The 13,622-nt window shown below is 53.2% G+C and carries 12 protein-coding genes; 4 read left to right on the top strand and 8 right to left on the bottom strand.

Going from position 1 to position 13,622, the window contains the following annotated elements:
• Positions 1–16: 16 nt before the first annotated feature.
• The 6 genes from ghrB to AC791_RS04395 all read right to left on the bottom strand — a co-directional run bounded on the left by ghrB (position 17) and on the right by AC791_RS04395 (position 5,964).
• Positions 17–997: a glyoxylate/hydroxypyruvate reductase GhrB gene (ghrB, locus tag AC791_RS04420; protein ID WP_049839269.1), complete on the bottom strand. Its 981-nt coding sequence runs from the start codon at positions 995–997 to the stop codon at positions 17–19.
• A gap of 21 nt (positions 998–1,018) precedes the next feature.
• The gene (locus AC791_RS04415; protein WP_049839268.1) at positions 1,019–2,299 is read right to left on the bottom strand and encodes an MFS transporter; all 1,281 of its coding nucleotides are present in this window, start codon (positions 2,297–2,299) and stop codon (positions 1,019–1,021) included.
• A gap of 62 nt (positions 2,300–2,361) precedes the next feature.
• Positions 2,362–3,300, bottom strand: coding sequence for a sugar kinase (locus AC791_RS04410; RefSeq protein WP_049839267.1), 939 nt, complete (start codon positions 3,298–3,300; stop codon positions 2,362–2,364).
• A 2-nt stretch (positions 3,301–3,302) separates the two neighbouring features.
• On the bottom strand, positions 3,303–4,052 hold the full coding sequence (locus AC791_RS04405) for a sugar phosphate isomerase/epimerase family protein (RefSeq protein WP_049839266.1): 750 nt from the start codon (positions 4,050–4,052) through the stop codon (positions 3,303–3,305).
• Positions 4,053–4,152: 100 nt separating this feature from the next.
• On the bottom strand, positions 4,153–5,169 hold the full coding sequence (locus tag AC791_RS04400) for a LacI family DNA-binding transcriptional regulator (RefSeq protein ID WP_049839265.1): 1,017 nt from the start codon (positions 5,167–5,169) through the stop codon (positions 4,153–4,155).
• Positions 5,170–5,301: 132 nt separating this feature from the next.
• Positions 5,302–5,964, bottom strand: coding sequence for an OmpA family lipoprotein (locus AC791_RS04395; protein WP_049839264.1), 663 nt, complete (start codon positions 5,962–5,964; stop codon positions 5,302–5,304).
• 159 nt (positions 5,965–6,123) lie between these two features.
• On the opposite strand from AC791_RS04395, the gene AC791_RS04390 reads away from it, so the two are divergent.
• Positions 6,124–8,457, top strand: coding sequence for a molybdopterin guanine dinucleotide-containing S/N-oxide reductase (locus tag AC791_RS04390; protein ID WP_049839263.1), 2,334 nt, complete (start codon positions 6,124–6,126; stop codon positions 8,455–8,457).
• Here AC791_RS04390 and AC791_RS04385 read toward each other — a convergent pair.
• Together AC791_RS04385 and tag are read right to left on the bottom strand one after the other, a co-directional pair.
• Positions 8,420–8,866 carry an N-acetyltransferase gene (locus AC791_RS04385; RefSeq protein WP_049839262.1) on the bottom strand — a complete coding sequence of 149 codons (447 nt, stop codon included), beginning with the start codon at positions 8,864–8,866 and terminating at the stop codon, positions 8,420–8,422. The genes AC791_RS04390 and AC791_RS04385 overlap by 38 nt on opposite strands.
• A complete protein-coding gene (tag, locus tag AC791_RS04380) occupies positions 8,847–9,416 on the bottom strand; it encodes a DNA-3-methyladenine glycosylase I (RefSeq protein WP_049839261.1) in 570 nt (189 codons plus the stop codon). The genes AC791_RS04385 and tag overlap by 20 nt, the downstream gene beginning before the upstream one ends.
• A 212-nt stretch (positions 9,417–9,628) precedes the next feature.
• Here tag and AC791_RS04375 point away from each other — a divergent pair, with 212 nt between their 5' ends.
• The 3 genes from AC791_RS04375 to eptB all read left to right on the top strand — a co-directional run bounded on the left by AC791_RS04375 (position 9,629) and on the right by eptB (position 13,616).
• Positions 9,629–10,330 carry an autotransporter domain-containing protein gene (locus AC791_RS04375; protein ID WP_049839260.1) on the top strand — a complete coding sequence of 234 codons (702 nt, stop codon included), beginning with the start codon at positions 9,629–9,631 and terminating at the stop codon, positions 10,328–10,330.
• 157 nt (positions 10,331–10,487) lie between these two features.
• On the top strand, positions 10,488–11,696 hold the full coding sequence (locus AC791_RS04370; protein WP_049839259.1) for an MFS transporter: 1,209 nt from the start codon (positions 10,488–10,490) through the stop codon (positions 11,694–11,696).
• Positions 11,697–11,921: 225 nt separating this feature from the next.
• Positions 11,922–13,616 (top strand): kdo(2)-lipid A phosphoethanolamine 7''-transferase, encoded by a 1,695-nt coding sequence (gene eptB, locus AC791_RS04365; protein WP_049839258.1) that lies wholly within the window; start codon positions 11,922–11,924, stop codon positions 13,614–13,616.
• Positions 13,617–13,622: the final 6 nt, after the last annotated feature.

The raw sequence follows: 13,622 nt of genomic DNA, 5'->3' as shown, positions 1-13,622 counted from the left end.
TTTTTCTCTTCTTACTTTATCCCTGGCGGATCGCCTGCGGATTAACACAGTTTTTATCCACTTTTCCGTTTAGCGCATCGATCAGGTTATCTACTGCACAGGCTGCCATGTTGTAACGCGTTTCATGGGTCGCAGAGCCAATGTGCGGCAAGGCGACAACGTTTGGCAGCGACAGCAGCGGAGACGCTTTTGCCAGCGGCTCCTGCTCAAAAACGTCCAGACCTGCCGCGTAAATTTGACCGGTTTTTAGCGCTTCAATAAGCGCGCTTTCGTCAACCACGGGACCACGTCCGGCGTTAATGAAAATGGCGGAGTTTTTCATCTTCGCAAATTGTTCTGCGCCAATCATATGATGTGTCTCATCGGTGAGCGGCAGTACCAGACAGACAAAATCGGCTTCCTGTAGCAGGTCATCCAGCTCGCAGTAGCGGGCATTAAAACGTTCTTCAGCTTCAGGATGATGACGACGGGCGTTATACAGAATGGGCATATTAAAGCCAAAGTGCGCCCGCTGCGCCAGCGCCAGACCGATGCGCCCCATCCCGATGATACCCAGCGTTTTATGATGAACATCGATACCAAACCAGTCCGGACCAATGCTTTTAGTCCATTCACCAGCCTTAACCCGCTCTGCCGATTCAACGACCCGGCGGGCGCTGCTCAGCACCAGCGCCATCATGGTATCTGCCACCGTTTCCGTCAGGACGGTCGGCGTATGCATCAGCACGATGTTACGGGTATTGAGCGCATCAACATCAAAATTGTCGTATCCGACGGAGATGGTCGACGTGGCGCGCAGCCCGGGCATTTTTTCCAGTAGGGCGGTATCCACGGTTTCGCTCGAACCCAGCAATCCTGATGCCTGTGCGAAAGCGTCTGCATTTTGCTCGACGGTTTCCGGCTTCAGATTGGCCACCTGAATCACAGTAAAATGGTCTTCCAGTTTTTGATATAAATTGTCAGGCAATGCTTTGTAGAGAATAACGGACGGCTTCATACGATCTCCGTAATAGTAGGTTCAGGCGTGGCGTGCGCCAGCCGGAAGCTGTTGATTATTCGCGGGCTTAACAATCAGAGTAAGCCACACTGAGGCAAAAAGTGCTACCCCCATAAATATATACGACGCCGCAGGCGAGCCGGTTGAGCCGTTGAGATAGCCGACAAACCACGAGCCAAAGAACGATCCCAGCGCGCCCATACTGTTGATCAGCGCCATTGCTCCGCCCGCCACGTTACGCGGCAGCATTTCAGGGATAATGGCAAAGAAAGGGCCGTACGGCGCATACATCGCGGCACCGGCAACCACCAGCAGGGTGTACGAGATCCAGAAGTGGTTTGCACCGACGGCCCACGAGCCAATAAAGGCAAAAGCGGCGATTAACAGCAGCGGCCAGACAAACAGTTTGCGGTTTTGCAGCTTGTCAGAAGCCCATGACGCCACAATCATGGCAATCGTGGCCGCCAGATAGGGTACCGATGACAGCCAGCCTACTTCGACCATACCGAGGTTGGCACCGCCGCTGTGAATAATCGACGGCAGCCACAGGACAAAGCCATATACGCCAATACTCCACGCGAAGTACTGCATGCACAGTAAAATAACGTTGCGTGACCGAAATGCTTCGCCATAATTACGCACCGCTTTAATGCCCTGTTGCTCTTTCTCCAGTTGCGCCTGTAACGCCGCTTTTTCATCTTCCGCCAGCCAGTTCACCTGCGACGGCTTGTCTTTTACCAGTACCCACCAGCAAAATGCCCAGATAACGGCCGGAATACCTTCGATGATGAACATTTCGCGCCAGCCCAGCGCCTGAATCAAATAGCCTGAAACCACCGACATCCACAGCACGGTCACCGGATTACCGAGGATCAGGAAGGTATTGGCCCGCGAGCGTTCGGATTTGGTAAACCAGTTACTGATATAAATCAGCATGGCTGGCATGACTGCCGCCTCGACTACCCCGAGAATAAAACGAATGGCGGCCAGCATCGGAATATTATTCACCATTCCGGTCAGCGAGGCGCAGGCTCCCCAGAGGATCAGGCAGATAAAAATCAATTTGCGGACGCTACGGCGCTCCGCATAGACCGCACCGGGAATTTGAAAGAAAAAGTAGCCGAGAAAAAACAGCGCACCGAGCAGAGAGGAAATGCCTTTGGTGATCCCCAAATCGTCGTTAATCCCCGCCGCAGAGGCGAAACTAAAATTTGCACGATCGAGATACGCCAGGCTGTAGGTGATAAACACTATGGGCATGATATACCACCAGCGTTTTGTTGCGTTTGTTGCGCTTTTCATAGGTCAGCCTCTAATAATAAGTATGCCGTGGCCTCTGACGGTAGGGTACAGAGGCCTGATGACTACTGATTTAGTTCTTCGCGTGTCGGTAGTCCTTCACTGTCGCCCTGAACCTGGATGGCTCGCGCGCCAATTTTATTGCCGCGTTGTACTGCCTGTTCCAGCGTTTTCCCTTCCAGCAGAGCGCTGATGACGCCAACGGCGAAACCATCGCCCGCGCCCACGGTATCAACAACATTTTCAACATAAACCGGCGGGACGCAGCCCTGATCACCGTCTGCGGACTTATACCAGGCACCGTCAGCGCCCGTTTTAATGATCACGGCTTTAACCCCATGATTAAGATAAAAATCGGCAATAGCATGTGGATCGGTATGCCCGGTCAGAACGGTGCCTTCTTTCAGCCCCGGCAGAACCCAGTCAGCCTGAAACGCGAGATGATTTAATTTCTCCACCATTTCTGCTTCACTGTTCCACAACACCGGACGTAAATTAGGATCAAAAGAGAGTGTCTTACCCTGCGCTTTCATGGTGTGCGCCGCATGATTGAGCAGCGCACAGGCACTGTCGGAAAGGGCGGCAGCTACGCCGCTCAGGTGTAAATGGCGCGCCGTGGAAAAGTGCGCAAAATGATAATCCTCCGGTGAAAGATGGCTGGCAGCAGAGTTTTTTCGAAAATACTCCACGATGGGATCGGTTCCATTTTCAGTTTTTGATTTCAGTTGAAACCCCGTAGCAAAACGCGCATCGCACGTGACACCCCGATCTGAAATCCCCTCTCTTTTCAGACAATCGAGAACAAAACGGCCAAAACTATCGTTACCCACACGACTTACCCAGCTGACCTTCAGTCCCAGACGCGCCAGTCCGGTGGCCACATTCAATTCTGCCCCGGCGACCCGTTTGAGAAAATGTTCAACCGTATCCAGATCGCCGGTTTCAGTTGCCACAAACATGGCCATGGCTTCACCGATCGTAATTACATCCAGCGTGTTATTCATGCTTACTCCTCGCGTAACAGCTCGACATAGCGGCGCGTAACCGCCGTCAGATCGTCGCCTTCCAGGGGAAACTCAATACCGCGCGGCACATCTGCGGGCAGCGAGCGCAACACCTCCTGCCAGCGTGAACCGCCTTCGTCCAGGGGAATGGCGCGGAAGCTATGATGATGCGGCGTGGCGGCTTTCACATGGATATAGCTGACAAACGGGGCCAGATGGCGGGCGGCCATTTCTGGTGAGCTATCAACCCAAAGCCAGTTAGCCATATCAAAGGTCAACATGACCGGCAGATCCTGCACCTGGCAGGCGGCGCTAAAACGCTGCATAGGTGGAAGCTGGCCGCACGGCGTCTGATCGTTTTCCACCACCAGTCGTACGCTGGTTTTGCTCAGCCACGATCGCAATGTCGATAATGTTTGACTGTCGGTAAAGTGGCCGAGCGAAAGTTTCAGCCATAGCGCATCAAGCGTGCTGGCTTCATCAAGAAGTTGTGGTAGCAGAGGATTAAGGCGGCCATCTGCCAGATACAGCGGCTGTGGAGCAGAATAACAGGCCAGTAAGCGATGTTTTGCTATCGTTGCCGCGAGCGTGGAGAGCATCGTCAGCTCTTGTGCATTGCACATTTCGCGGCGAATTTCGACACCGTCAGCGCCGGCGGCGGCAATGACAGGAAGCATCGCCTGTTGCCCGCCTGCGTTATGCACATGGTCATGCCCGTAAGCGGCCGTGACCACAAATATTTTCCGGTTCATTAAGTGCTCCAGAGTAACGTCATATCTGTTACGCTAGATGGAACCGGTTCCAAAGAAAAGAACGTGATGACTAAATTATGATCGCTATCACGAAGTGAACTTAACGGGTGGTAGAACCGCGCACAATTAACTCGCCGGAAAAAACCTGTTCATGCACCGGATCGTTATTGCCGTTAATTCGGCGTACAACCTGTTCAACCGCAGCAAAGCCAATTTGCCAGGTTGGCTGTTTAAGCGTGGTAATTCCGACGCCGGCCAGTTCAGCCCATTCCAGTTCGTCGAACCCCAACAGGCCGATGTCACTGCCCCAGTGCAGTCCAAGACGACGCAGAGAACGCGCCACTTGTAATGTCAGTGCACCATTGGCAGAAACTACGGCTTTACGCATTCCGCGATGTCGGGTATGAAACTGGCGCAGCACGTCGTCGATGCGCACGGTATCCATGAGCGGAACTTCGCTATTTTCGGCTATTACGCCGCTAACGTTGGCCAGAGTAGCGCGAAATGCGCTTAATCGTTCACGCCGCGTATTGACGGTGCCCAGCGGTTCACTCAGAAAGAGCAGGGCTTCAAAACCCTGATCTATAAGATGTTCGGTTGCGGTAGTCGCGGCCTGCATATTATCAAGACCCACCACATCGCAGGCAAAATCGGGAATTTTACGGTCGATAAGGACCATCGGCAGCGCGGACTGTTGCAGTCGGTTAAGCCCTTCTTCCCGCATTCCGACGGCGTTAACCACGATGCCTTCAACCTGATAGCTACGCAGTAAATCAAGGTAGTGCAACTCCTGATCCAGCGCGTTGTTGGTATTACACACTAACGGAGTAAATCCTTTTTCACGGCATGCCGCTTCGATACCGCTCAGGACATCGACCGAGTAGGGATTAGTGATATCGGCAATGATCAGCCCGATCAGGCGAGTGCGACCACGCTTCAGGCTTCGGGCCATCAGACTGGGGCGGTAGTCAAGTTCAGCAATGGCCGTTTCAATACGCGCCAGCAGGTCTTCAGAAAGGAGATGCTTTTCACCATTAAGGTAGCGCGAAATGCTGGTTTTTCCGGTTTTGGCCGCCCTGGCGACATCGCTTATTGTCGGGCGCGTTGCTTTAGTCATAGCTGATCCCCTTGCCTGAAGTGAGAACACCTTAACGCGAAAACAGGCGATGGCAAGTGGTTCATGCGGGAGACAGTAACGTTATGCCCGGTAGCGCGAATGGGCTTACCGGGCATAACGTGGGCAGGTCGTTTACTGTAGCGGGCTTAACGTAATTTCTACGCGGCGGTTTTGCGCCTTGCCTTCTTCGGTACTGTTGCTGGCCACTGGATTAGCCGGACCCATGCCCGACGTGCGAATACGTCCGGCATCGACACCCTGCGTAATCAGTGAGCTTCCAACCGAGTCAGCACGCTGTTTTGACAGGCGCATATTCAGATCCTGACCGCCGGTGCTGTCGGTATAGCCGACAATGTTAACCGCTGTCTTAGGATACTCTTTCAGCACCATTGCCACCCCGGTCAGGGTATTTGCGCCCGCCGGTTTCAGCGTTGCGCTGCTGCTGTCAAACGTCACGTTGCTCGGCATATTCAGCGTAATGTTATCGCCATTTCGCGTCACGCTTACGCCTGTTCCCTGCATTTTGTCACGCAGTTTTGCTTCCTGAACGTCCATGTAATACCCCACGCCGCCGCCCAGCGCCGCGCCAGCTGCCGCACCAATCAGCGCGCCTTTACCGCGATCTTTTTTCGATGAGGAGAGTGCGCCAATACCTGCCCCGACCAGAGTCCCTACCCCTGCACCAACGCCGGACTTGCCAGCTTCGCGCTCGCCGGTATACGGGTTAGTCGTGCAGCCAGAAACAGCCAGCGTGCCGCTTACCAGCGCAGCGATAACTAAAACGCGTTTTTTCATCTTATTCCTTAATCCTTTTTATTCTTTGCCTCGGCAGGCATCAGAGTTGATTATGACGTGAGAATGCGGAGAAAATTCCCGGGACAACTCCGAATTTTGTAAACAACATTGAACGGCGATAAACGCCGTCACACCTGCATTGACCATCAGGAGCGTAATTTGGCCAGCCCATCAGAGAAAAAAACAGTCCTTACCGCGGCACACTGGGGCCCGATGCTTGTTGAAACCGACGGTGACACGGTATTTTCTTCCCGAGGCGCACTCGCCACACCGTTTGAGAACTCGTTACAAACCGCCGTGCGCGATCAGGTGCACAGTAAAACGCGCGTACGCTTTCCGATGGTGCGTAAAGGCTTTCTGGCCTCCCCGGATAGCCCACAGGGCGTGCGCGGGCAGGACGAGTTTGTTCGCGTAAGTTGGGATGAGGCGCTGGATCTGATCCATGCCGGGCATCAGCGCATCCGCAAGCGCTACGGGCCAGCCTCCATTTTTGCAGGCTCCTACGGCTGGCGTTCGAACGGCGTGTTACACAAGGCCGCAACATTACTCCAGCGGTATATGAGCCTCGCAGGGGGGTATACCGGGCATCTGGGCGATTATTCGACCGGTGCCGCGCAGGCTATTATGCCCTACGTAGTGGGCGGGAACGAAGTGTATCAGCAGCAAACCAGCTGGCCGCTCATCCTTGAACACAGTGATGTGGTGGTGCTGTGGAGCGCGAATCCGCTAAATACGCTTAAAATTGCCTGGAATGCATCAGACGAGCAGGGCATTCCCTGGTTTGATGCGCTGCGTAAGAGCGGTAAACGGCTGATCTGTATTGATCCCATGCGATCTGAAACCGTGGATTTCCTCGGCGATGGCGTGGAGTGGATCGCACCGCACATGGGCACGGACGTGGCGCTAATGCTCGGTATTGCTCACACGCTGATGGAAAATGGCTGGCAGGATAGCGAGTTTCTGACCCGTTGTACTGAAGGCTATGCGGTTTTTGCCGCGTATCTGACCGGTGAGAGCGATGGTATCGCCAAAACCGCTGAGTGGGCTGCGGAGATCTGCGGCGTTTCAGCAGCGAAAATCCGTGAACTGGCGGCATTATTCCATCATAACACCACAATGATAATGGGCGGCTGGGGAATGCAGCGCCAGCAGTTCGGGGAGCAAAAGCACTGGATGCTGGTAACGCTGGCCGCCATGCTGGGGCAGATTGGCACGCCGGGCGGCGGTTTTGGTCTTTCCTACCATTTTGCCAACGGCGGCAATCCGACGCGGCGTGCTGCGGTGCTGGCGTCAATGCAGGGCAGCGTACAGGGCGGAACCGATGCGGTGGACAAAATTCCGGTCGCGCGCATTGTCGAGGCGCTGGAAAATCCCGGTGCGCCTTATCAGCACAATGGGATGGATCGCCATTTCCCGGATATCCGTTTTGTGTGGTGGGCGGGCGGCGCAAACTTTACTCACCATCAGGATACCAACCGGCTGATCCGCGCCTGGCAAAAGCCGGAGCTGGTGGTGATTTCCGAATGCTTCTGGACGGCGGCGGCGAAGCACGCTGATATTGTCCTGCCTGCCACGACATCGTTTGAACGTAACGATCTGACCATGACCGGCGACTATAGCAATCAGCATCTGGTGCCGATGAAACAGGTGGTTACCCCACGCGATGAAGCCCGCGATGATTTTACGGTGTTTGCCGATCTTAGCGAGCGCTGGGAAAAGGGCGGTCGGGAACGCTTTACCGAAGGCAAAAGCGATCTCCAGTGGCTGGAGACATTTTATGACATCGCGGCACAGCGCGGAGCCAGCCAGCAGGTCGTTCTGCCACCGTTCGGGTCGTTCTGGCAGGCAAACCAGCTTATTGAGATGCCGGAAAGCGAGCAAAATGCGAAATTTGTTCGTTTCGCCGATTTCCGTCGCGATCCGCAGGCGCACCCGTTGAAAACGGCCAGTGGAAGAATTGAGATTTATTGCGCGCGCATTGCCAGCTTTGGCTACGCGGACTGCCCGCCGCATCCGATGTGGCTGGAGCCGGACGAATGGCACGGCAATGCCCAACCTGAACAGCTTCAGGTCCTGTCAGCCCATCCGGCGCACCGCTTGCACAGCCAGCTTAGCTATTCACATCTGCGTGAACAGTATGCGGTAGCCGGACGCGAGCCAATTACCCTGCATCCGCAGGATGCCGCCGCACGCGGGATTATGGCGGGGGATGTGGTGCGCGTATGGAATCAACGCGGTCAGGTTTTAGCAGGCGCAGTTATTACCGACGGTATCCGACCCGGCGTGTTATGCATTCATGAGGGCGGCTGGCCGGATCTCGATCCAGACGCCGGTGGTATCTGTAAAAATGGTGCGGTCAACGTGCTGACAAAAGATCTCCCCAGCTCGCGGCTGGGGAATGGCTGTGCGGGGAATACGGCGCTGGCATGGGTGGAGAAGTATACCGGCCCGGCGCTTACGCTGACGGCATTCGATCCGCCTCCCAGCTCATAATCCACGTTGGGTGCTGAGTTTCTTCCTGCCAGGCGCTGTCTTCGATGCGAAAGCCCTGTGAGTGATAGAAATTGACCGCCCGGATATTCTTCTGATAGACCTCAAGGCTGAGGGACGGAAAACGCTGCTGCACATGCTGTAGCAGCGCCCTGCCGATCCCCCGGCCAATAAGCACCGGAGAAACGAACAGTGCGCCGACAAAGCGCTGTTCCATGACGCTGACAAACCCGCCCGGTACGCCTTTCTCTTCCCACACCCACGTCTGCGCGGCGGGCAAATAGACATCACGGACAATGGCTTCGCTTTCATACCAGTAACGTTCATTGATGAACGGATGACCGTAGCGGGTACTCGCCAGCCACAAATTTAATAGCTTAGTCGTGTCTTTATTATGCCAGGCGCGGATCATGCTGACCTCCTGGATGGCAAAAACAGTCAATAACATGGTCGTTGACCAGGCCGCAGGCCTGCATGAATGAATAGCAAATGGTCGTGCCGACAAATTTAAAACCGCGCTTCTTTAATGCTTTTGCCAGCGCATCGGAAATCGGTGTTGACGCCGGAATAGTACCAGCCCGGTGCACGATGGGATGATTATCCACAAACGACCAGACAAACGCCGCAAAAGGCTCTCCTTTTTTCTCCATTTCAAGATAGGCGCGGGCGTTAGCAATAATGGCCTGAATCTTCCCGCGGTGGCGGATAATTCCGGCATCCAGCATCAGCCTTTCGACATCAGCTTCCTGCATCGCAGCAACGCGTTCAGGATCGAAGTGATAAAAATTCTGGCGATAATTTTCCCGCTTCTTAAGCACGGTGATCCATGACAGCCCGGCCTGTTGGCCTTCAAGGCAGATCATTTCAAACAGTTTTTTACCGTCAGTTTGCGGTACGCCCCATTCCTTATCATGATAGGCGATGTAAAGTGGTTCCTGAGTTACCCAACCGCAACGTTGCATGGTCATCTCCCGGTATATTTTGCTAAAAAATATCAGTCAGTGGGCTTGACGTGTCTGTTAAAAAGACAATATTTAATACAGGGTTAAGTTCATTATCCTTCACGTTGTAGACGGGTGATTGCGTTCGTCCAACTCGAATGACATGAGGTCCTTTTTCCCACAAACATAAGTAAAAAAATTGCCAAATTTGGCTCTTTTCAGGAGTCGCTTTGATGATCATAAAAAAGCGAAGTAATCGCAGGGGCGTAATGCTCCTTACCGCGATGTCCGTTTGTTTGCTCTGGGTAAATACCGCACAAGCCTGGCAACAGGAATATATCGTTGATGAGCGACAAAGTAATACGCCGGAACGTTATACATGGGATAACGATCACCAACCTGACTACAATGACATCCTCGCAGAGCGGATACGGTCTGCGCAAAACATTCCCGGTCTGGCGCTGAATATGCCGGACAGTACCCCACTGGATGCGACCAGCTCAATGAGTCTGGGCTGGAATATTGCGTTGCGCAAGAATGTGACCACCGGGCCGGTAGCCGCATGGCATTACGATGGATCGTCGGCCTCCATCTATAACGAGTTTGGCGACAGCGTAGTCAATCAGGGGCTTGATCCGCTTTGGCATGCCAGTGTTAGTTCGCTCGGCTGGCGCGTGGACTCGCGTATGGGCGATCTTCGCCCGTGGGCGCAAATTCGTTATAACCAGCAATTTGGCGATAATCTATGGAAATCGCAGTCTGGTCTTACCCGAATGAGCGCGTACGATCAGGAAGGCAACTGGATGGACGTCACGATTGGCGCAGATGTCCTGCTCAATCCTCATTTGGCAGCCTATGCCGCGCTCTCGCAGGCAGAAAATACCAATGTGGGGGCAAACTACCTTTATTCGATGGGTGTAAGCGCACGATTCTGACGCGGCATGACCTGAATGCAATGCTATTCATTCTGTATTAGATGCAGTTCATTCCGTCTCTGCTGCACTTCATGCCGTTTTCCCCCAGGTATTTAAAGGATTTCGCTATCGTTGCTGGCAGTGAAATCCTTTAATTTTGATGACCTGGACACCCGCCATGAACACATCAACCTACAATCGTACCCGCTGGTTAACGCTATTCGGCACTATTATTACTCAGTTTGCGCTGGGTTCAGTGTATACCTGGAGCCTGTTCAACGGCGCACTGTCCACTAAACTGGACGAGCCAATAAGCCAGGTTGCTTTTTCGTTTGGTTTGCTGAGTCTCGGCCTGGCACTTTCCTCTTCTGTTGCCGGTAAACTTCAGGAACGCTTTGGCGTTAAACGCGTCACCATGGCGTCGGGAATTATGCTCGGCGTTGGCTTTTTTCTGACGGCACATGCCAATAACCTGATGATGCTGTGGCTGAGCGCCGGACTGCTGGTGGGCCTTGCAGATGGAGCTGGTTATCTGCTGACGCTCTCCAACTGCGTAAAATGGTTTCCGGAACGTAAAGGCGTGATCTCTGCACTGGCGATTGGTTCTTACGGCCTTGGCAGCCTCGGTTTTAAATTTATCGACAGCCATCTTCTGGAAACCGTCGGACTCGAGAAAACGTTTATGATCTGGGGCGCAATTGTTCTGGTGATGATTGTTGCCGGTTCGACGTTGATGAAAGATGCCCCACAGCAGGAAGTAAAAACGGTCAACGGTGCAGTAGAAAGCGACTTTACGCTGGCAGAGTCGATGCGGAAACCGCAGTACTGGATGCTGGCCGTCATGTTCCTGACGGCCTGTATGAGCGGTCTGTATGTCATTGGTGTGGCGAAAGATATCGCTCAGGGTATGGTGCATCTGGATGTGGCAACCGCCGCTAACGCTGTCACTATTATCTCTATTGCTAACCTGAGCGGCCGTCTGGTTCTTGGGATCCTGTCAGACAAAATCGCCCGAATCCGTGTTATCACCATCGGTCAGGTCATTTCATTAGTCGGGATGGCAGCGCTCCTTTTTGCGCCATTAAACGAAGTCACTTTCTTTGCCGCTATCGCCTGTGTGGCGTTCAACTTCGGCGGCACTATTACCGTCTTCCCGTCACTGGTCAGCGAATTCTTCGGCCTTAACAACCTGGCGAAAAACTACGGTGTAATTTATCTGGGCTTCGGTATCGGCAGCATCTGCGGATCTATCATCGCTTCGCTGTTTGGCGGTTTCTATGTGACCTTCTGCGTTATATTCGCCCTGCTTATTCTTTCGCTGGCGCTTTCTACGACTATTCGTCAGCCGCAGCGCGAGGTTTACCATGAAGCACATGCCTCATATTAAAGGTCGTAATATAACGCTTTCATTAGCCTGCTAATTTTCCTGCCTCTATCTGACCGATTATTTACAAAAATAATTGGTCAGATCACATTTCTCCTGGACACTTTTCACTTTTCCTGTGGTCTACTTATCCGCGCCTGAACGTTTCTAAAAACAGCGATGATGCGCCTTCTTTAGCCTGCACGCGGATGCTGGCTGATTTATAAGTCCTTTTCTCCAGGTTGTTGCATGAAATATATTAAAGGGATGTCTCAGCAGACGCTGAGTCTTCTACTGGCCATCTATATTGGTCTCTTTATGAATTGCGCTGTTTTTATTCGTCGGTTCGACAGTTACGCGCAAGATTTTACCCTCTGGAAAGGCATTGCCGCGACGGTTGAACTGATTGCGACTGTGCTGGTCACTTTTTTCCTGCTCCGACTTTTATCACTTCTCGGCCGCCGGGTCTGGCGTATTTTAGTTACCCTGCTGGTGCTCTGTTCTGCCGCGGCAAGCTACTATATGACCTTCCTTAATGTCGTTATCGGTTACGGTATTATTGCATCGGTAATGACCACTGATATCGACCTCTCTAAAGAAGTCGTAGGCCTGCATTTTATTCTGTGGATGATCGGCGTCAGTATCCTGCCGCTGGTGTTTATCTGGGGTAATCGCAGTCCTTATACGCTGATGCGTCAGCTACGCACGCCGGGTCAGCGCCTTGGCAGCATTGCGGCGGTGCTGATAGCCGGCGTGCTGGTCTGGGCACCGATTCGTCTGCTGGATATGCAGCAGAAGAAAGTGGAGCACCGGACGGGCGTCGATCTTCCCAGCTATGGCGGCGTGGTGGCGAACTCTTATCTGCCTTCTAACTGGATATCTGCATTAGGATTGTATGCCTGGGCACAGGTCGATGAATCTGCGGATAATAAATCCCTGATGAATCCGGCGAAGAAATTCACCTGGCAAGCGCCAAAAGATCTGGATGATACGTATGTCGTATTTATCATCGGGGAAACCACCCGCTGGGATCACATGGGGATTTTCGGCTACGAGCGTAATACCACGCCGCGACTGTCTCAGGAGAAAAACCTCGCGGCCTTCCGCGGCTATTCCTGCGATACGGCGACCAAGCTCTCTTTACGCTGCATGTTTGTAAGACCGGGCGGTGCGGAAGATAATCCCCAGCGCACGCTAAAAGAGCAGAATATTTTTGCCGTCCTGAAGCAGCTTGGTTTCAGTTCCGACCTTTACGCGATGCAGAGCGAGATGTGGTTTTACAGTAATACCATGGCAGACAACATCTCTTATCGTGAACAGATTGGCGCGGAACCGCGTAATCGCGGCAAGCCTGTCGACGATATGCTGCTGGTGGATGAAATGCAGCGCTCACTTCAGGATAATGTTGACGGCAAACACCTGATTATCCTGCATACCAAGGGTTCACACTTTAACTACACGCAGCGTTATCCGCGTAGTTTTGCCCAGTGGACGCCAGAATGTATGGGTGTTGACGGCGGCTGTTCAAAAGCGCAGATGATCAACTCCTTCGATAACTCGGTCAGCTATGTTGATTACTTTATCAGCAACGTTATCGACCAGGTTCGCGATAAAAAAGCGATTGTATTTTACGCTGCGGACCACGGAGAATCGATCAACGAGAAAGAGCATCTGCACGGCACGCCGCGCAACATGGCTCCGCCTGAACAGTTCCGTGTGCCGATGATGGTATGGATGTCTGATAAGTATCTGGAGAACCCGGATCACGCACAGGCGATGGCGCATATGAAGGCTCAGGCGCAGATGAAAGTTCCGCGCCATCATGTTGAACTGTTCGACACCATTATGGGGTGCCTGGGCTATACCTCTCCGGACGGCGGGATTAACCAGAACAATAACTGGTGTCGTTTACCTGCAACAGCGAATACGTCACCGGTCCGGTGAGTTTCT

The sequence above is a fragment of the Klebsiella sp. RIT-PI-d genome (assembly GCF_001187865.1).
GTDB lineage: Bacteria > Pseudomonadota > Gammaproteobacteria > Enterobacterales > Enterobacteriaceae > Superficieibacter.
Note: the sequence above shows the minus strand (reverse complement) of the source record. Positions and strands in the feature narration are given on the sequence as shown.

What these genes read in the sequence shown, in the direction of transcription:
- ghrB (WP_049839269.1), bottom strand. Translation starts at nt 997, where the DNA reads ATGAAGCCGTCCGTTATTCTCTACAAAGCATTGCCTGACAATTTATAT.
- AC791_RS04415 (WP_049839268.1), bottom strand. Translation starts at nt 2,299, where the DNA reads ATGAAAAGCGCAACAAACGCAACAAAACGCTGGTGGTATATCATGCCC.
- AC791_RS04410 (WP_049839267.1), bottom strand. Translation starts at nt 3,300, where the DNA reads ATGAATAACACGCTGGATGTAATTACGATCGGTGAAGCCATGGCCATG.
- AC791_RS04405 (WP_049839266.1), bottom strand. Translation starts at nt 4,052, where the DNA reads ATGAACCGGAAAATATTTGTGGTCACGGCCGCTTACGGGCATGACCAT.
- AC791_RS04400 (WP_049839265.1), bottom strand. Translation starts at nt 5,169, where the DNA reads ATGACTAAAGCAACGCGCCCGACAATAAGCGATGTCGCCAGGGCGGCC.
- AC791_RS04395 (WP_049839264.1), bottom strand. Translation starts at nt 5,964, where the DNA reads ATGAAAAAACGCGTTTTAGTTATCGCTGCGCTGGTAAGCGGCACGCTG.
- AC791_RS04385 (WP_049839262.1), bottom strand. Translation starts at nt 8,866, where the DNA reads ATGATCCGCGCCTGGCATAATAAAGACACGACTAAGCTATTAAATTTG.
- tag (WP_049839261.1), bottom strand. Translation starts at nt 9,416, where the DNA reads ATGCAACGTTGCGGTTGGGTAACTCAGGAACCACTTTACATCGCCTAT.
- AC791_RS04375 (WP_049839260.1), top strand. Translation starts at nt 9,629, where the DNA reads ATGATCATAAAAAAGCGAAGTAATCGCAGGGGCGTAATGCTCCTTACC.
- AC791_RS04370 (WP_049839259.1), top strand. Translation starts at nt 10,488, where the DNA reads ATGAACACATCAACCTACAATCGTACCCGCTGGTTAACGCTATTCGGC.
- eptB (WP_049839258.1), top strand. Translation starts at nt 11,922, where the DNA reads ATGAAATATATTAAAGGGATGTCTCAGCAGACGCTGAGTCTTCTACTG.